Origin of the sequence: Burkholderia sp. S-53, from assembly GCF_025560745.1 — a bacterium.
GTDB lineage: Bacteria > Pseudomonadota > Gammaproteobacteria > Burkholderiales > Burkholderiaceae > Burkholderia > Burkholderia pyrrocinia.
Window position 1 is genome coordinate 269692 of record NZ_CP090482.1, and the last position, 17633, is coordinate 287324.

The 17633-nt window shown below is 67.2% G+C and carries 15 protein-coding genes; 12 read left to right on the plus strand and 3 right to left on the minus strand.

The features are described 5' to 3' along the window. Positions 1-16: 16 nt before the first annotated feature. Both LXM88_RS00950 and LXM88_RS00955 read right to left on the minus strand, forming a co-directional pair. Complete coding sequence (locus tag LXM88_RS00950) at positions 17-1189, minus strand: porin (RefSeq protein WP_262531221.1); 1173 nt, start codon at positions 1187-1189, stop codon at positions 17-19. A gap of 161 nt (positions 1190-1350) precedes the next feature. Then, positions 1351-2184 (minus strand): helix-turn-helix transcriptional regulator, encoded by an 834-nt coding sequence (locus LXM88_RS00955; RefSeq protein ID WP_262531223.1) that lies wholly within the window; start codon positions 2182-2184, stop codon positions 1351-1353. A 240-nt stretch (positions 2185-2424) separates the two neighbouring features. On the opposite strand from LXM88_RS00955, the gene LXM88_RS00960 reads away from it, so the two are divergent. From LXM88_RS00960 to LXM88_RS01000, 9 genes are all read left to right on the plus strand, one after another. After that, positions 2425-3546: a polyamine ABC transporter substrate-binding protein gene (locus LXM88_RS00960; protein WP_262531225.1), complete on the plus strand. Its 1122-nt coding sequence runs from the start codon at positions 2425-2427 to the stop codon at positions 3544-3546. An 11-nt stretch (positions 3547-3557) separates the two neighbouring features. Beyond that, entirely contained in the window at positions 3558-4691 is a 1134-nt protein-coding gene (locus LXM88_RS00965; protein WP_262531226.1) for an ABC transporter ATP-binding protein, read from the plus strand. Between the two features lie 10 nt (positions 4692-4701). Continuing rightward, a complete protein-coding gene (locus tag LXM88_RS00970) occupies positions 4702-5685 on the plus strand; it encodes an ABC transporter permease subunit (protein WP_262531228.1) in 984 nt (327 codons plus the stop codon). Further along, positions 5682-6611 (plus strand): ABC transporter permease subunit, encoded by a 930-nt coding sequence (locus tag LXM88_RS00975; protein WP_262531230.1) that lies wholly within the window; start codon positions 5682-5684, stop codon positions 6609-6611. The genes LXM88_RS00970 and LXM88_RS00975 overlap by 4 nt, the downstream gene beginning before the upstream one ends. 21 nt (positions 6612-6632) lie before the next feature. Beyond that, positions 6633-8198, plus strand: coding sequence for a DUF3138 family protein (locus LXM88_RS00980; protein ID WP_262531232.1), 1566 nt, complete (start codon positions 6633-6635; stop codon positions 8196-8198). A gap of 26 nt (positions 8199-8224) precedes the next feature. Next, entirely contained in the window at positions 8225-9517 is a 1293-nt protein-coding gene (locus LXM88_RS00985; protein ID WP_262531234.1) for an NAD(P)/FAD-dependent oxidoreductase, read from the plus strand. Between the two features lie 71 nt (positions 9518-9588). Further along, a complete protein-coding gene (locus tag LXM88_RS00990; RefSeq protein WP_096476330.1) occupies positions 9589-9969 on the plus strand; it encodes a cupin domain-containing protein in 381 nt (126 codons plus the stop codon). A 47-nt stretch (positions 9970-10016) separates the two neighbouring features. Further along, the gene (locus LXM88_RS00995; RefSeq protein ID WP_262531237.1) at positions 10017-11432 is read left to right on the plus strand and encodes an amidase family protein; all 1416 of its coding nucleotides are present in this window, start codon (positions 10017-10019) and stop codon (positions 11430-11432) included. 25 nt (positions 11433-11457) lie between these two features. Further along, positions 11458-12948: an aldehyde dehydrogenase gene (locus tag LXM88_RS01000; protein ID WP_262531239.1), complete on the plus strand. Its 1491-nt coding sequence runs from the start codon at positions 11458-11460 to the stop codon at positions 12946-12948. Between the two features lie 63 nt (positions 12949-13011). On the opposite strand, the gene LXM88_RS01005 is transcribed toward LXM88_RS01000, so the two are convergent. Beyond that, a complete protein-coding gene (locus LXM88_RS01005; RefSeq protein ID WP_262531241.1) occupies positions 13012-14865 on the minus strand; it encodes an ABC transporter ATP-binding protein in 1854 nt (617 codons plus the stop codon). A gap of 290 nt (positions 14866-15155) precedes the next feature. Between LXM88_RS01005 and LXM88_RS01010 the strand changes: the two genes are divergently transcribed. From LXM88_RS01010 to LXM88_RS01020, 3 genes are all read left to right on the plus strand, one after another. Then, positions 15156-15722, plus strand: coding sequence for a TetR/AcrR family transcriptional regulator (locus LXM88_RS01010; RefSeq protein WP_262531242.1), 567 nt, complete (start codon positions 15156-15158; stop codon positions 15720-15722). Positions 15723-15945: 223 nt separating this feature from the next. Next, positions 15946-16371 carry an organic hydroperoxide resistance protein gene (locus LXM88_RS01015; RefSeq protein WP_034182523.1) on the plus strand — a complete coding sequence of 142 codons (426 nt, stop codon included), beginning with the start codon at positions 15946-15948 and terminating at the stop codon, positions 16369-16371. 57 nt (positions 16372-16428) lie between these two features. Further along, the gene (locus LXM88_RS01020) at positions 16429-17463 is read left to right on the plus strand and encodes an alpha/beta hydrolase (protein ID WP_262531244.1); all 1035 of its coding nucleotides are present in this window, start codon (positions 16429-16431) and stop codon (positions 17461-17463) included. Positions 17464-17633: the final 170 nt, after the last annotated feature.

The following is a 17633-nucleotide window of genomic DNA, read 5'->3' on the forward strand; positions in this document are numbered from 1 at the left end:
CGATGCGACTTCGCGATCAGAACTTGTGGCGAATCCCGACGATTGCGAGTTCCTGAGTATCGGTGCCGGAGTTCACGCCGTACGAGCCGACCGACGCGGCGGCCTTCACGGTCGCACCGCTCGCGTCGAGCGTGTTGCCGCTCGCCTTCTGATAGCCGAACAGTGCATACAGGTCGGTGCGCTTCGACAGCGCGTAATCCGCGCCGAGGTTCACCTGGTTGTAGTGCGCGGAAGCCGGGCCCGTCAGCGACGTGTAGTTGTAGCCGACGCCCGCGCGCAGCGCCGGCGAGAACTGCCAGTTGAAGAACGCCGAGCCGTTGTTGAACTTCGCGTTCTGGCTGAACGCCGACAGCGTGTCCGCGCCGTACTGCGTGTTCGAATACGCGAGGCCGAAGGTCGCCGGCCCGGCCACGTACTGGCCGGCCACGCGCACGATCTGGATCGACTTCGCGCTCGAGAAGCCCTGGTTGATCACGGTGTTGAACAGCGTGTCCGAGCTGCTCGACCACGTGCGCACGCCATTCGCGACCGTCGAGCCGCCGTTCGCGTAGAAGAAGCCGGCGCCGAGCGACAGCGGGCCGTTCGCGTAGCTCGCGCCGAAGCTGTACGTGCGGCCGTTGCCGGTGGCGCCCGCGACGCCGCCGAAGCCGTACAGTGCCGCGAACTGGAAGCCCGAGATCAGCGGGCTCGTGTATTTCACCGAGTTGCTGACGCGCAGGCTGTTGTCGTAGTTGTCGAGGTCGCCCGGCGTCGAGAAGACGCCGCCGAAGTAGTTGTCCTGCGTGAGGCCCTGCACGAGATCGACGATCGGATCGTACTGGCGGCCGAGCGTCACGGTGCCGTACGTGCTGCTCGCGAGGCCGACGACGGCCTTGCGGCCGAATTCGCGCTGGCCCTGGCCGAGCGCGCCGGTGCCGATGTTGAAGCCGTTCTCCAGCTGGAACAGCGCGGACAGGCCGCTGCCGAGATCCTCGATGCCGCGCAGTCCCCAGCGGCTGCCCGACAGGTTGCCGCTGCTGAACTTGACGAGGCTCGACGCGTTGCCGCCGCTCGCGTCCTGCGCGTTGTGCACGTAGGCGATGCCGGCGTCGGCGATGCCGTACAGCGTGACGCTGCTTTGCGCGTGCACGCCGGCGGCATGGAGCGCGGCCGGCAGCGCGAGCAGTGCGAATGAGCGGATTCGTTTCATGGTCGGATTCCCCCGTTGGTCGATTTGTCTGACGAGTCGGTGAACGATACGGACAGCGCATCGTCGAGGGAACCAACAAATTTTCGAATCGTTATGAGGCGGCGCGAAGATGGATGCGCGCGCAACGGACCGGCGGTCGGCGCCCGGTGCGCGGGGGGAACCTACGCGTCGTGCCGCCGCGACGCGTTTCTCAGCACGAGCGTCATCAGTTGCCTGCGCGACTCGACGCCGAGCTTCGCGAATGCGCGTTTCGCATACGTGTCGATGGTAGACGTCTTGAGCCCCATCGCCTGCGCGATTGCGGCCGACGTCATGCCCTGGATGAACGACGCGCACACATGCATCTCGCGAGCGGTCAACCGTTCCTGCCATTCCGGCAGCCATTGCGCGACGAGATCGAGATCGAGTTCGTCGCGTTGCCCTTCGTCGGCGGAGATCGCGCCGAGCAGGCGCTTGTGCGTGGACGCCATCGGCAGCACGACCTGCGACAGATGTTTCAGCAGGCTCAGCTCCTTCAGCGAAAACGGCGGCAGCCGCCGCGAACGCGCGATCGAGATCGAGTAGCGCGTGCCGCCCGTCACGCCCGCGACCACGCATTCGTCGTGAATGTCGCCGGCATCGAAGAACAAATGCCGGAGCTCGCTCGCGACGCGCTGCGACGATACCTGCAGCAACTGCACGTCGCTTTCGGTTTCGATCGCCGCGTACGTGGCGTCGTCGCTCGCATAGCTGCGGTAGTAGTGGCGCATCACCTGCGCGACCAGCTCGGGCTCGCGGCCGAAGCTGCCGATCCAGCCGACGCTGCGTCGGCCCGACGACGCGCTGCGTTCGTAGTCGAGATGCACGGCGTCGAAGTCGACGTAGCGCACGAGGGTGTCGTAGACGGCGCGCATGAACTGCGGCGTCCCGACGGCTTGCGCGATGTCGCCGAGCGTTTCGGTCACGAATGCGACGTGGCTCAGCGGGAGATCGGGGGCGGGCAGCGCAGCGCTCATGGCGTGGTGTTTCGAAGATTTCAGGTGGCGCTACAGGTATCACGAATATTTTCGACTGCCTACGCGGGAATCTACCCAAGCGGCCCCGGCCGACGTCGACGTTTGTCCCGGTTTTCGGGACTGACGCTGCAGGCCGCGATCTCTACATTGACCCTTGTGCTGAACACCGCTCGACGGCGTTGACGCGAGTCCGGACCGGACCGGGCGCAACGGCCGATCCCCATCACAAGGAGAATCCCCATGCGTATCCGTATCCGCCGTCGTCCGGCCTTCCGCGCCGCGCTCGCCACCTCGGCGGGGCTCGCCTTCGCGGCCGGCCTGTCCGCCCACGCGGGCGAGTCCAACCTGAACGTGTACAACTGGTCGGAGTATGTCGCGAAGGACACGGTGCCGAACTTCGAGAAGCAGACGGGCATCAAGGTCCGCTACGACAGCTACGACAGCGACGATACGCTGCAGACCAAGCTGCTCGCGGGCAGCTCGGGTTACGACATCGTCGTGCCGACGTCGAACTATCTCGCGCAGCAGATCCAGGCCGGCGTGTACCAGAAACTCGACAAGTCGAAGCTGCCGAATCTCGCGAACCTCGACCCGGCGCTGATGAAGATGATGGCGAAGGCCGACCCGGGCAACCAGTACGGCGTGCCGTGGGCGTGGGGCACGACGGGCATCGGCTACAACGTCGAGGCGGTCCGCAAGCGGCTCGGCGACGCGGCGCCGACCGACAGCTGGGCGTTGCTGTTCGACCCGGCGAACGCGGCGAAGCTGAAAGGCTGCGGCATCTCGCTGCTCGATGCGCCGGACGCCGCGTTCGCGGCGGCGCTGCAGTACATGGGCAAGGATCCGGAGAGCAAGATCCCGGCCGACTACCAGGCGGCCTACGACGTGCTGAAGAAGATCCGCCCGTACGTGACGCAGTTCAGCTCGGCCGGCTACGCGGACGATCTCGCGAACAACGACGTGTGCGTCGTGCTCGGCTGGTCGGGCGACGTCAGCATCGCGCGGCGGCGCACGCAGGACGCGAAGCGTTCGTATGAAATCCGCTATGTGAATCCGAAGGAAGGCGGCCTGCTGTGGTTCGACGTGATGGCAATCCCGAAGGATGCGCCGCACCCGGAAGCCGCGCTGAAGTGGATCAACTATATCGAGGATCCGAAGACCAACGCGGCGATCACGAACGAGATCTTCTATCCGAGCGCGAACAAGGCCGCGCGCGCGTTCGTGACGCCGGCGATCGCACAGGATTCGAACGTCTACCTGCCTGACGGCACGCTCGCGAAGACGTCGCTCGCGATGCCGAGAAGCGCCGACATCGCGCGGATGCAGAACCGTCTGTGGCTGCAGCTGAAGTCGGGCGGTTGAGGGCGACGACGATGATCCAGCTCCTCCCGGATGCGCCGGCCGCGACCGGCGCGCGCCACGACGCCTTCGTGCGCATCGAAAACGTCGTGAAGAAATTCGGCGACAGCACGGCCGTCGACAACGTGAACCTGACGATCGCGAAAAACGAACTGTTCGCACTGCTCGGCAGCTCGGGCTGCGGCAAGTCGACGCTGCTGCGCATGCTCGCCGGGCTGGAAACGGCGACCTCCGGCAAGATCTTCGTCGACGGCGAAGACCTCGCATCGCTGCCGCCGTACCGCCGCCCGGTGAACATGATGTTCCAGTCGTACGCGCTGTTCCCGCACATGACGGTCGAATCGAACGTCGCGTTCGGCCTGAAGCAGGAAGGCACGCCGAAGCACGAGATCAAGGAGCGCGTGGCCGACGCGCTCGCGCTCGTGCAGATGAGCAAGTACGCGAAGCGCAAGCCGCACCAGCTTTCCGGTGGCCAGCAGCAACGCGTCGCGCTCGCACGCTCGCTGGTCAAGCGCCCGAAGCTGCTGCTGCTCGACGAGCCGATGTCGGCGCTCGACAAGAAGATCCGCCAGAAGACCCAGCTCGAACTCGTGAACATCATCGAGAAGGTCGACGTGACCTGCGTGATGGTCACGCACGACCAGGAAGAAGCGATGACGATGGCGAGCCGCCTCGCGGTGATGAGCGAAGGCAAGATCGTGCAGATCGGCTCGCCCGGCGAAGTCTACGAATTCCCGAACAGCCGCTTCTCGGCCGAATTCATCGGCTCGACGAACCTGTTCGAAGGCCGCGTCGTCGAGGACGAGCCCGATCACATCTTCGTCGAGAGCGACGACCTCGAGGCGCGCATGTACGTGAGCCACGGCGTGACCGGCCCGCTCGGGATGCCGGTCGGCATCTCGGTGCGCCCGGAACGCGTGCACGTATCGCGCGACAAGCCGGGCTCGAAGCACAACTGGGCGCGTGGCGTCGTCACCGACATCGCGTACATGGGCAGCTACTCGCTGTACCACGTGCGCTTGCCGAGCGGCAAGACGGTCGTGTCGAACCTGTCGAGCTCGCACCTGATGACCGACAGTGCGCCTTCGTGGAACGACGACGTGTTCGTGTCGTGGTCGCCGGCCAGCGGCGTCGTGCTGACGCAGTGAGGACGACACGATGAGAACCTCCGCTTCCACTCCGTCCGCGCCGGTGTCGACCGGCGCATTAGCTGCTACGGCAGCAGCCTCGCACAACAACCGTTTCGCCGCACTATCGCGCTTCCTGCCATCCGGCCGCAACGTCGCGATCGGCGTGCCGTTCCTGTGGCTCGCGGTCTTCTTCGCGCTGCCGTTCGTGCTGGTGCTGAAGATCAGCTTCGCCGACCAGATGCTCGGCATTCCGCCGTACACCGCGCTCGCGCGGCTGGAGGCGGGCACGGTGCAGGTCGTGCTGTCGCTGAAGCACTACGCGCTGCTGCTGCAGGACGACCTGTACCTGAACACCTACGTCAGCTCGCTGAAGATGGCCGCTGCGTCGACGCTGATGTGCCTGCTGGCCGGCTATCCGATCGCGTACTGCATCGCGCGCTCGGCGCCGGCCCGCCGCAACCTGCTGATGATGGCCGTGATGCTGCCGTTCTGGACGTCGTTCCTGATCCGCGTGTATGCGTGGGTCGGGATCATGAAGGACGACGGGCTGCTGAATCACGCGCTGGCGGCGCTCGGCGCGATCGCGACGCCGCTGCGCCTGTATCACACCGACGCGGGCGTCTACATCGGGATGGTCTATTCGTATCTCCCGTTCATGGTGATGCCGCTGTACGCGCACCTCGTGAAGATGGACCTCACGCTGCTGGAGGCCGCCAACGATCTCGGCGCAACGCCGTGGTCCGCGTTCTGGCGCATCACGCTGCCGCTGTCGCGCAACGGCATCGTCGCGGGCAGCCTGCTGGTGTTCATCCCGGCAGTGGGCGAGTACGTGATTCCCGAGCTGCTCGGCGGCGCGAACACGCTGATGCTCGGCCGCGTGATGTGGGACGAGTTCTTCAACAACATGGACTGGCCGATGGCGTCCGCCGTGACGGTGTCGATGGTGCTGCTGCTGCTCGTGCCGATGGCGCTGCTCCATTACAGCCAGACCGAAGCGGAGGCGCAGAAATGACGCGCGCGAATCGCATCCTGTCCGCGTGCGTGCTGGGCGCGGGCTTCCTGTTCCTGTACGTGCCGATCGTCAGTCTCGTCGTTTATTCGTTCAACGAGTCGAAGCTCGTGACGGTGTGGTCGGGTTTCTCGCTGAAGTGGTACGGCGCGCTGCTGCACGACGGCGAACTGCTCGCGGCCGCGTGGCTGTCGCTGAAGATCGCGCTGCTGACGGCGACCGCGTCGGTCGCGATCGGCACGTGGGCCGGCTTCGTGCTGGCCCGCATGGGGCGCTTTCGCGGCTTCACGCTCTATGCGGCGATGATCAACGCGCCGCTGGTGATTCCGGAAGTGATCCAGGGCATCTCGCTGCTGCTGCTGTTCGTCGCGATGCAGCAGACCTTCGGCTGGCCGGCCGGGCGCGGCTGGCTGACGATCTGGATCGGCCACGTGATGCTGTGCCTGTCGTTCGTCGCGGTGATCGTGCAGTCGCGCGTGAAGGAGCTCGACCGCTCGATCGAGGAAGCCGCGCTCGACCTCGGCGCGCGGCCGTGGAAAGTGTTCTTCGTGATCACGCTGCCGCTGATCGCGCAGGCGCTGGTGTCCGGCTGGCTGCTCGCGTTCACCGTGTCGATCGACGACGTGATCCTGTCCGCGTTCCTGTCGGGCCCCGGTTCGACGACGCTGCCGCTCGTCGTGTTCTCGCGCGTGCGGCTCGGGTTGAATCCGGAAATGAATGCGCTCGCAACGGTGTTCATCACGGTCGTGACGATCGGCGTCGTCGTCGTGAACCGCGCGATGCTGGCCCGCGAGCGGCGGCACGCGCGCGATGCGCGTGCTTGGCACGCGGCGTCCGTGCCGGACGCTGCTTCATCGTCCGCATCGCCGCCTGCGCGCCCGTCGGCCGCGCACCCTCGGCACGCCCCCGCACCGCATCCCGTGAAGTGAAGAACGACAAGGAGACTTTCCATGAAGAAGAAGTATCTCTGCGCGCTGATCGCCAGTGCGCTGCCGGGGCTCGCCGCCGCGAATTCGAGCGCCGACCAGATCAGGGCGCTGCAGCAGCAGCTCGCCGTGCTGCAGCGGCAGATGAGCGCGATGCAAGCGCAACTCGCCGCGAAACCGGCGGCCGCGCCGAACGCGTCGAATGCGGCGACCGGCGCGGCCACGGCCGATGCGTCGGCGCCCGGCTACGGGCAGGCGCCGGCCGTGCTGACCAATGACGACGTGACGGAACTCCGCCAGCAGGTCGCGAACCAGCAACTGAAGGTCGATTCGCTGACCGACGCGGCGCGCACGGGCCCGATCGCGGGGCTGTCGGTGACCGGCTACCTCGACCCGACTTACGTATACAACCGCGGTGCCGGCACGTCGTCGTTCCAGTTCGCGAACCATGAGAACGCGTACACCTATTACAACAGCACGTTCGGCGACGTATTCCTCGACATCAAGAAGACGTTCGGCGTTGGCCCGACCGCGCCATCCGCGGAAATCACGCTGATGCCGAACCGCGGCGCGGGCCTGTCGATGATGACGGGCAGCGGCGCGAGCGGGCTCGACATCGTGAATACGGCGGTCGTCACGGTGCCGCTGTCGGGCACGACGGCGTTCGTCGGCGGGCTCGTGCTGGGCTTCGGCGGCTACGAGTACCAGCAGTCGAGCCAGATGCTCACGCTCACGCACAACCTGCTGTACGACTTCTCCGATCCGGGCTCGTCGATCGGCGCGGGCATCAACTACCAGAGCGCGGACGGCCACTGGGCGTGGAAGTTCTTCGTCGGCAACGAGCAGTTCCGCAGCGCGGGCGCGGTCACGCAGACGGGCGTCAACGCGCTCGGCGATCCGATCACGACGAGCAACAAGGTGCCGACCTTCACCGCGCGCGTCGACTACATGCGCGGCAGCGCGCTCGATATCGGCGGCTCGATCAACATCGGCCGCCAGACGCTGCCGAGCGCGATCGATCCGGCGACCGGCAACGTGCGCTACGGCGTCGGCGGCAACGCGCCGAGCGCGTACGGCGCGTTCTTCTTCGGCGAAGCCGACGCAACCTACACGCTCGCCGACGCGCAGTACAACGCCGAGATCGACTACGGCCAGCAGCAGCACGGCGCGTTCAACGGCGGGCTCGCGCAGTGGTTCGGGCTGTCGCTGCTCGCGCACCGCAAGTTCAATGCGCCGGTGGTCGGCCGGATGGGCGCGACGCTGCGCTACGACCTGCTCGTGAACCGGAAGAACGGCGGCGGCGGGTCGTCGATCGGCCTGAACGGCAACGGGATGGATCCGAACAACGGCTTCGGCATCGACGCGGACTGCCTCGCGCTGTCGAAGGCGAACGGCGGCGTCGGCTTCGAGTGCAAGGGCGCGACGCGTCAGGCCGCCGCGTTCGACCTGCTGTTCTATCCGACCCAGCAGGTGACGGTGAAGGTCGAATACCGGCACGACTGGGCGAGCAACAAGGTCTTCCTGCGTCACGACGGGTCGTATGCGAAGTCGAACGACCTGCTCGCGACCCAACTCATCTACGCATTCTGACGCGACGCCGTTCGCGAGTCTCACTCATGCTCAAGTTCAAAAACCAGCAACATGTTCAGTCGTACTATGCAGCGACGGCCAGCAACCTGGTGCGTCATCCGTCGCTCGACGGCGCCGTCACCGCCGATGTCTGCGTGATCGGCGGCGGGCTCACGGGCCTGTCCGCGGCGCTCGATCTCGCCGAGCGCGGTCATTCGGTCGTGCTCGTCGAGGCGTCGAAGATCGGCTGGGGCGCGAGCGGCCGCAACGGCGGCCAGCTGATCGCCGGGTACGCATGCGACATCGATACGTTCTCGGCGTACCTGCCGGACGACGACGTGCGGCGCGTGTGGGCGATGGGGCTGGAGTCGGTCGATCTTGTCAGGCAGCGGGTCGAGCGGCACGGCATCGATTGCGACCTGACGTTCGGCTACCTGACCGCCGCGAACAAGCCGCGCCATCTCGACGGGCTGCGCAAGTGGCGCGATACCGCGGCGAGCCGCTTCGGCTATCGCGGCTACGAAATCGTCGAGCGTGCCGACATGCAGCACTTCGTCGCATCGGACCGTTACGTCGGCGGGCTGCGTCACGACGGCAGCGGCCACCTGCATCCGCTGAACTACACGCTCGGCCTCGCGCGCGCGGCACGCGAGGCCGGCGTGACGATCCACGAGGACTCGCCCGCGCTCGCGCTCGAGCGTGCCGCGCCGTACCACCGCGTCCAATGCGCAAGCGGGCACGTGGACGCCCGCTACGTCGTGCTGGCCGGCAACGCGTACCTCGGGCAGCTTGCGCCGGCGCTCGCGAGCAAGATCATCCCGGTGGCGACCTACCTGATCGCGACGGAGCCGCTCGGCGACACGCGCGCGGCCGGGACGATGCCGGCCGACGCGGCGGTCTGCGACAGCAATTCGGCGCTCGACTATTTCCGGCTGACGCGCGACCGCCGGCTGCTGTGGGGCGGCAAGGCCAGCAGTTCGACCCACACGCCGCGCGGCCTCGCGGCCGCGATGCGGCGCGACATGCTGAAGACGTTTCCGCAGCTTGCCGACGTGCGGGTCGACTACGCGTGGGGCGGCCTGATCGACGCGACGATGAATCGCGCGCCGCATTTCGGCCGGCTCGAGCCGACCGTGTATTTCGCGCAGGGCTTCTCCGGGCATGGCGTCAACGTGACCGGCCTCGCGGGGCGGCTGATCGCGGAAGCGATCGACACGCAGGCCGCGCGCTTCGACCTGTTCGGCCGGATTCGCCATCGCGACTTCCCGGGCGGGCGCCTGCTGCGCACGCCGATGCTGGCGCTCGCGATGGCGTGGCACCGGACGATGGACCTGCTCTGACCCGCGCAGGCTGGCTCGCCCGGCCGCGCGGCACCGTAACGTTTCGAATCATTCTTGCCCTGGAGGCACACATGACCAACATCACAAATCTCGTGGACCTGATGCGGGCGCCGGCGAAGCTCACGCAGAGCCGCGTGCCGAGCGGGCTGCTGCTCGACGGCAACCCGATGCAGACGCTGTCGCATCACTACATCAGCCCGTGCGGGCAGTTCAGTTGCGGGATCTGGGAATGCACGCCCGGCCGCTGGACGATCGAGTACGACGAGTCGGAGTATTGCGAGATGCTGAGCGGCGTCGCGATCGTGCGCGATGCGGACGGCCGCGAACGCGTGCTGCGCGCCGGCGACCGGTTCGTGATCCCGCCGGGGTTTCGCGGCACGTGGGAAGTCGTCGAAACGTGCCGCAAGATCTACGCGTCGCACGCCCCGCAGGCCGGACCGTTGAGCGCGTAGCGCGAGGCCGGATCAATCCAACCATCGAGATCAACGAGGAGCAACCCATGACCCAGGAACTGTGGCGTCTCAGTGCGGCCGAGATGGCCGCGCATGTCGCGCGGCGCGACGTGTCGGCGACGGAACTCACGCAAAGCTGCCTGCAGCGGCTCGAACAGGTGAACCCCGTCATCAACGCGATCGTCGACGTGCTGGCCGACAGCGCGTTGCAGGCGGCGTCCGTCGCCGATGCCGCGATCGCGCGCGGCGTGCCGCTCGGCCCGCTGCACGGCGTGCCGGTGACCGTGAAGATCAATGTCGACACGGCCGGCCGTGCGACGACCAACGGCGTGCGGGCGTTTTCGGACTTGATCGCGCACGAGGACAGCCCGGTGACCGCGAACCTGCGCAAGGCGGGCGCGATCGTGATCGGGCGCAGCAATGCGCCGGCGTTTTCGTATCGCTGGTTCACCGACAACGCACTGCACGGCCGCACGTCGAATCCATGGAATCCGGCGCTGACGCCGGGCGGTTCCAGCGGCGGCGCGGCTGCCGCGGTGGCCGCCGGCATCGGCGCGATCGCGCACGGCAACGACCTGGGCGGCTCGATCCGCTACCCGGCGTATGCGTGCGGCGTCGCCGGGCTGCGGCCGAGCACCGGGCGCGTGCCCGCGTATAACCCGACGCAGTCGAAGGACCGCACGCTCGCGGTGCAGCTCGCGTCCGTGCAAGGGCCGCTCGCGCGTACGGTCGGCGATCTGCGCCTCGCACTCGACGCGATGGCGGCCGGCGATGCGCGCGACGCATGGTGGATGCCGGTCGCGCCGGCCGCGCGCGACGCGGCGTTCCCCGCGCGCGTGGCCGTGTGCCCGGCGCTGCCGGGCGTGCCGTCCGATCCGGTAGTCGTCGACGCGATCCGGCAGGCCGCGCGCTGGCTCGAGGATGCCGGCTGCGTCGTCGAGGAAGCGGAACCGCCGCGGATCGCCGAAGCGTGCGAACTGTGGGTCGACCTCGTGACCAACGAAGCGCGCAGCGGGCTCGGCGACGTGATCATGCAGCACGGCGACGCGGCGATCCGCACCGCATTCGCGAGCCAGCGCAAGCTCGCGGCGCCGCTGGATCTTGCCGGCTACATGAACGGCCTCGCGCGCCGCACCGCGCTGCTGCGCGACTGGCAGCAGTTCTTTACGCGCTATCCGCTGCTGCTGATGCCCGTATCGTGCGCGCAGCCGTTCGCGATCGACGCCGACCAGCACGGCGACGACGCGATGCGCGAGATCGTCGACCGGCAGGGGCCGCTGCTTGCGACCGCGCTGCTCGGGTTGCCGGGGCTGTCGGTGCCGACCGGCATCCGCGACGGCGTGCCGACCGGCGTGCAACTCGTCGCCGGACGCTTCCAGGAGGCGCTGTGTCTCGCCGCGGGCGAGGCGATCGAGGCGCGCGCGGGCATCTTCACGCCGATCGATCCGGTCACCGGATCGTGATGCACGACTTTTCACGGGAATACGAATGAATCAACGGACATTCGAAGACTGGCAGGCCCGCGCGGCGCTGCTGCGGATCGAAGGGCGCGCGTTCATCGACCGCGAAGCGCGCCACGCGCATTCCGGCGCGACTTTCGCCTGCGTGAGCCCGATCGATGGCTGCGTGCTCGCGCACGTGGCCGATTGCGGCGGCGACGATGTCGACGCCGCTGTCGCGGCTGCGCGCCGCGCGTTCGACGCGCAGGTCTGGGCCGGCATGAACCCGCGCGCCCGCAAGGCCGTTTTGCAGCGCTGGGCCGCGCTGATGCGCGAGCATCTCGACGAACTCGCGCTGCTCGAGACGCTCGACACCGGCAAGCCGATCGCCGATACCACGGCGATCGACGTGCCGGCGGCCGCGCATTGCGTCGAATGGTATGCGGAAGCGATCGACAAGGTCGGCGGCGAGGTCGTGCCGGCGGACCATCATCTCGTCGGGCTCGTCACGCGCGAGCCGATCGGCGTCGTCGCGGCGGTCGTGCCGTGGAATTTCCCGCTGCTGATGGCCGCGTGGAAGTTCGCGCCGGCGCTCGCTGCCGGCAACAGCGTCGTGCTGAAACCGTCGGAGAAGTCGCCGCTGACCGCGCTCCGCGTCGCGCAGCTCGCGTGCGACGCCGGTATCCCGCCCGGCGTGTTCAGCGTCGTGCCGGGCGGCGCGGAGCCGGGCAGGGCGCTGGCGCTGCATCGCGACGTCGACTGCATCGCGTTTACCGGGTCGACGCGCACCGGGCAGCAGATCATGGCGTGCGCCGCGCAGTCGAACCTGAAACGCGTGTGGCTCGAACTGGGCGGCAAGTCGCCGAACATTGTGCTGCCCGATTGCCCCGATCTCGACCGCGCCGCGCAGGCGGCAGCGGATGCGATTTTCTTCAACATGGGCGAAGTGTGTACGGCCGGCTCGCGCCTGCTCGTGCATCGCGACATCAAGGACGCGTTCGTCGCGAAGCTGGTCGACGCGTCGCGGCGTTTCGCGCCCGGGCATCCGCTCGATCCGTCGGTGACGATGGGCGCGATTGTCGATCGCGTGCAGCTCGATCGTGTGATGGGCTATATCGGCGCCGGGCGTGAAGAGGGACGTCTCGTGACAGGCGGCGCGCGCGTGCGGGAGGAGACGGGCGGGTTCTACGTCGAGCCGACCGTGTTCGAGGTGAAGGCCGATGCGAAGATCGCGCGAGAAGAGATTTTCGGCCCCGTGCTATCGGTGATCGAGTTCGACGACGTCAACGAAGCCGTGCGGATCGCCAACGACACCGAGTACGGGCTGGCCGCGGCCGTATGGTCGGCCGATCTCGCGACGGCGCACCAGGTTGCGCGGCGGCTGCGCGCGGGCACCGTGTGGGTCAACTGCTACGGCGACGGCAGCGACGACCTGAACTTCCCGTTCGGCGGCTACAAGCAGTCTGGCAACGGTCGCGACAAGTCGCTGCACGCGCTCGACAAGTACACCGAGCTGAAATCGACGATCGTGCGGTTGTAGTGTCCGGCGCGACGCGCGGCCCTGGCAACGAGGCCGCGCGTCGCACGCATCGAGATGAGCGGCCTACTGCTCCGCGCCTTCCGCCTCCGCCGTTTCGCCGAGGAACCCGCCACTCTGGTGCGCCCACAGCGCCGCATAGATGCCGCCCGCCTGCAGCAGTTGCTGGTGCGTGCCTTCCTCGACGATGCGGCCTTCGTCGAGCACGATCAGCCGGTCCATCGCCGCGATCGTCGACAGCCGGTGTGCGATCGCGATCACCGTCTTGCCGCTCATCAGGCTGTCGAGGCTGCGCTGGATCGCGACTTCGACTTCGGAATCGAGCGCGCTGGTCGCTTCGTCGAGCACGAGGATCGGCGCGTCCTTGAGCATCACGCGCGCGATCGCGACGCGCTGCCGCTGGCCGCCCGACAGCTTCACGCCACGCTCGCCGACCTCGACGTCGTAGCCGCTGCGCCCGTGGCGGTCGCGCAGCCGGTCGATGAACTCGGACGCCTCCGCGCGCACGGCCGCGTCGTGCATCTCGCGCTCGGTCGCGTCGGGGCGGCCGTACAGCAGGTTCTCGCGCATCGTCCGGTGCAGCAGCGACGTATCCTGCGTGACCATCCCGATCGCGCTGCGCAGGCTGTCCTGTGTCACGTGCGCGATGTCCTGCCCGTCGATCCGGATCGTGCCGCCGCCCACGTCGTAGAAGCGCAGCAGCAGGTTCACGAGCGTCGACTTGCCGGCGCCCGAGCGGCCGATCAGGCCGATCCGCTCGCCCGGCCGGATCGTCAGGTTCAGCCCGTCGAACACCGAGCGGTCGTTGTCCTCGTGCGCGAACTGCACGTTGTCGAACACGATCCCGCCGCGTTGCACCACGAGCGGCTTCGCATCGGGCGCGTCGACCACGCTGTGCACCTTCGTCAGCGTGTTGATGCCGTCCTGGATCGTGCCGACGTTCTCGAACAGCTCGGTCATCTCCCACATGATCCAGTGCGAGTAGCTCGACAGGCGCAGCGCCATCGCGATCACCGCCGCGACGACGCCCGCGCTCACTTCGCCGTGCATCCACAGATAGACCGCGAGGCCGGACGAGCCGACCAGCAGCAGCGTCGACAACAGGTGGTTGACGATCTCGAACGCGCTGACGAGCCGCATCTGCGCGTCACCGGTCGCCTTGAACGCTTCCATCGCGCGGCGCGCGTGGTCGGCTTCGCGCCGCGTGTGCGAGAACAGCTTGACGGTCGTGATGTTCGAATACGCGTCGGTGATGCGCCCGGTCATCAGCGCGCGCGCGTCGGCCTGTCGGCTGCCGACCTTGCCCAGGCGCGGCACGAAATACGCGCACGCCGCGCCGTAGCCAAGCGCCCACAACACGAGCGGAATCATCAGCCGCCAGTCGAAGCTGGCCGCGAGCGCGAGGATGCCGATCAGGTACGCGGCGACGCCGATCACGACGTCGACCGACATGAACAGCGCGTCGCGCACGGCGAGCGCGGTCTGCATGATCTTGGTCGTCACGCGGCCCGCGAATTCGTTCGCGTAGAACGACAGGCTCTGGTCGAGCATCAGCCGGTGAAACAGCCAGCGCAGCCGCATCGGGAAGTTGATCGCGAGCACCTGGTGCTTGACCATCGTATGCAGCGCGATCAGCAGCGTACTGCCGGCGAGGATCGCCGCGAAGCCGGCAAGCGTGCCGAAGTGGCGGCCGCCGAACGCCGCCGGCGTCGCCGCCGACAGCCAGTCGACCACGCGCCCCATCATCGCGAACAGCGCGGCTTCGTATGCGGCCAACGCGGCCGACGTCAGCGCGATCAGCAGGATCCAGCCGCGCGCGCCTTTCGTGCACGCCCAGACGAACGAGAAAAATCCCTTCGGCGGCGTGACGGGATCTTCGAGCGGGAAAGTCGGCAGGCGCCGTTCAAACCACGAGTACATCGACTGTTCTCCTTATGCGGTCCGACGAAGCGGGCGGACCGGTGATGCATGTGCAGGGCGCGACGCGATGTCGGGGCGCTGGCGCGCACATCCGACCGACGGACGATTGCGTCGTGGTCGCGTCGCCCGGCTGCGAGTGTCGCATCGATTCGATTAGGCTGCAGGCCGGTTGTAAACAGTCGCGGCCGAGCGGGACGGCGCGGGTCCGCGCCGCCGGACTTTTCAGGCTCTTCATCCCGCCCCGAAAAAAGTCCTTGACTGTCTATCTATGAGTAGATAAAGTTCGGTCCATGGAAACGAAACCGACCGTCCGCGAACAGATTCTCGACCACGCGATCACGCTGATGATGCTGCGCGGTTACAACGGCTTCAGCTATCGAGACCTGTCCGACCTGGTTGGCGTGAAGACGTCGAGCATCCACTACTACTTCCCGTCGAAGGACGACCTCGTGCTGGAAGCGGTGGCGGCGTACAGCGACGAAGTTCTCGCGGCCATGCGGGCGATCGATCCGGCGTTGCCGGCCGACGTGAAGCTGAGCCTGTACACGAAACTGTTCGGCCGGACGCTTGGCGACGGCAACCAGATCTGCCTGTGCGGGATGCTCGCGGCCGACATCGAATCGTTGCCGGAGAACGTGCGGCAGGCCGTGCAGGCGTTCTTCAAGGGTAACGAGAACTGGCTCGCGGAATTGCTGGCGCAGGGTGCGAAGGAAGGCACGCTGCAGTTCAGCGGCAAGCCCGAAATGGCGGCGCGCACGCTGTACGCGGCGTTCCAGGGCAGCGTGCTGGCCAGTCGGCTGTTTCACACGAGGGCGCGTCTCGAGGATGTCGAGGCCGTCTGGAAAACCCGGTCCTGACGGACGGGGCAAGCAGTCAGGCGGTTCGCCGCCTTTTGTTGGGTTTTGTTGTCTATCTGTTGGTAGATAGATATTCGAGGCAGGTGGATCGACCACCTGCATTTTTTGGGGATGTTTATCTATCTATGAGTAGATAAATAAGTGCGATGCCGGCGGCCATGCTGCCGGCGCGCGGTCCCGGGTTGGAAGGCTGTTTCACTCACTGATTGAAAAGGAGTCTGTCATGTCGATCGAAAAAGTGCTGTACCGCGCCCATGCAAAAGCCACCGGCGGCCGCGACGGCCGTGCCACGGTGCCCGAAAGCGGCCTGGACCTGAAGCTGACCACGCCGCGCGAACTCGGCGGCGCGGGCGGCGCAGGCGCGAACCCCGAGCAACTGTTCGCGGCCGGCTATAGCGCGTGCTTCATCGGCGCGATGAAGTTCGTCGCGGCCCGCGACAAGATCGCGATCCCCGCGGACGCCGCCATCGAAGGCAGCGTCGGCATCGGCGCGATCCCGAACGGCTTCGGCATCGAAGTCGAACTGAAGATCTCGCTGCCGGGCCTCGATCGCGATACCGCGCAGACGCTGATCGATCGCGCGCACGTCGTCTGCCCGTACTCGAATGCGACGCGCGGCAACATCGACGTCACGCTGACGCTCGTCTGATCGCACGCACTACGAACCATTCATCGCCATTCACCGGTTAAGCCAAGGAGTTTCATCATGAAGATCGTCAAGCCGCTGCTGATCGTCGCCGCTGTTGCAGCCGCGTTGTCCACCGCGTCTACCGCATTTGCCGCCGGTGCCGAAGCTGTCCGGCCCGATGTGGCGACGAGCGGGTTCCTCGCCGCGCTGAACGGCCAGAAGGGCCCCGGCCTCGAAACATTGAGCCCCGCGAAGGCGCGCCAGGTGCTCGTCGACGCGCAGAACGGCACGAAGGTCGACCTGTCGGGCATCGACGTGTCGAACCGCACGATCGAGCAGGACGGCTTGTCGGTGCCGGTCACGATCGTTCGCCCGCAGGGTGCGACGGGCACGCTGCCGGTGTTCATGTTCTTCCACGGCGGCGGCTGGATTCTCGGCGACTTCCCGACGCATCAACGCCTCGTGCGCGATCTCGTCGTGCAGTCGGGCGCCGTCGCGGTGTTCGTGAATTACACGCCGTCGCCGGAAGCGCATTACCCGGTCGCGATCAACCAGGCGTATGCGGCGACGAAGTGGGTGGCCGCGCACGGCGCGGAGATCGGCGTCGACGGCAGCCGCCTCGCGGTGGTTGGCAACAGCGTCGGCGGGAACATGGCGGCTGTCGTGTCGCTGATGGCGAAGGACAAGGGCGGCCCCGCGATCCGCTTCCAGGGCCTGATGTGGCCCGTCACGGACCACGACTTCAACACGGGCTCGTACAGCGCGTATCAGCAGGGCCACTTCCTGACACGGCCGATGATGAAGTGGTTCTGGGACGCCTATACGAAGAACGAGGCGCAACGTAACGAGATCTACGCGTCGCCGCTGCGCGCGAGCACCGCGCAGTTGAAGGGCCTGCCGCCCGCGCTGATCCAGGTCGCGCAGTTCGACGTGCTGCGCGACGAAGGCGAAGCGTACGGCCGCAAGCTCGACGCGGCCGGTGTCGACGCGACGACCACGCGTTATGACGGCACGATCCACGATTTCGGTCTGCTGAACGCGCTGGCCGCGGACGCACCGACGAAGGCCGCGACGAAGGCGCTGGCGAATGAAATCGCGACGCGGCTGAAGTAACGCGGCGGGTGGCATTCGAATGCGTTCGAATGCGAACGACGAAACGGCGGGCTCGTGCCCGCCGTTTCTGCATCCGGACGACGGGCGCGGTGAACGGCGACGCCACTGGCGTCCGGACCGGCGCGCCATCGCGCCTGCGTGTTGCCCGGTTCCGTCCGATCTCTTGCCTG

Excerpts from the sequence above, each read along its gene's own strand:
- LXM88_RS00975 (WP_262531230.1), top strand. The coding sequence starts at position 5,682 with ATGACGCGCGCGAATCGCATCCTGTCCGCGTGCGTGCTGGGCGCGGGC.
- LXM88_RS01000 (WP_262531239.1), top strand. The coding sequence starts at position 11,458 with ATGAATCAACGGACATTCGAAGACTGGCAGGCCCGCGCGGCGCTGCTG.
- LXM88_RS00980 (WP_262531232.1), top strand. The coding sequence starts at position 6,633 with ATGAAGAAGAAGTATCTCTGCGCGCTGATCGCCAGTGCGCTGCCGGGG.
- LXM88_RS00970 (WP_262531228.1), top strand. The coding sequence starts at position 4,702 with ATGAGAACCTCCGCTTCCACTCCGTCCGCGCCGGTGTCGACCGGCGCA.
- LXM88_RS00965 (WP_262531226.1), top strand. The coding sequence starts at position 3,558 with ATGATCCAGCTCCTCCCGGATGCGCCGGCCGCGACCGGCGCGCGCCAC.
- LXM88_RS01005 (WP_262531241.1), bottom strand. The coding sequence starts at position 14,865 with ATGTACTCGTGGTTTGAACGGCGCCTGCCGACTTTCCCGCTCGAAGAT.
- LXM88_RS00955 (WP_262531223.1), bottom strand. The coding sequence starts at position 2,184 with ATGAGCGCTGCGCTGCCCGCCCCCGATCTCCCGCTGAGCCACGTCGCA.
- LXM88_RS00950 (WP_262531221.1), bottom strand. The coding sequence starts at position 1,189 with ATGAAACGAATCCGCTCATTCGCACTGCTCGCGCTGCCGGCCGCGCTC.
- LXM88_RS00990 (WP_096476330.1), top strand. The coding sequence starts at position 9,589 with ATGACCAACATCACAAATCTCGTGGACCTGATGCGGGCGCCGGCGAAG.
- LXM88_RS00960 (WP_262531225.1), top strand. The coding sequence starts at position 2,425 with ATGCGTATCCGTATCCGCCGTCGTCCGGCCTTCCGCGCCGCGCTCGCC.
- LXM88_RS00995 (WP_262531237.1), top strand. The coding sequence starts at position 10,017 with ATGACCCAGGAACTGTGGCGTCTCAGTGCGGCCGAGATGGCCGCGCAT.
- LXM88_RS01010 (WP_262531242.1), top strand. The coding sequence starts at position 15,156 with ATGGAAACGAAACCGACCGTCCGCGAACAGATTCTCGACCACGCGATC.
- LXM88_RS00985 (WP_262531234.1), top strand. The coding sequence starts at position 8,225 with ATGCTCAAGTTCAAAAACCAGCAACATGTTCAGTCGTACTATGCAGCG.
- LXM88_RS01015 (WP_034182523.1), top strand. The coding sequence starts at position 15,946 with ATGTCGATCGAAAAAGTGCTGTACCGCGCCCATGCAAAAGCCACCGGC.
- LXM88_RS01020 (WP_262531244.1), top strand. The coding sequence starts at position 16,429 with ATGAAGATCGTCAAGCCGCTGCTGATCGTCGCCGCTGTTGCAGCCGCG.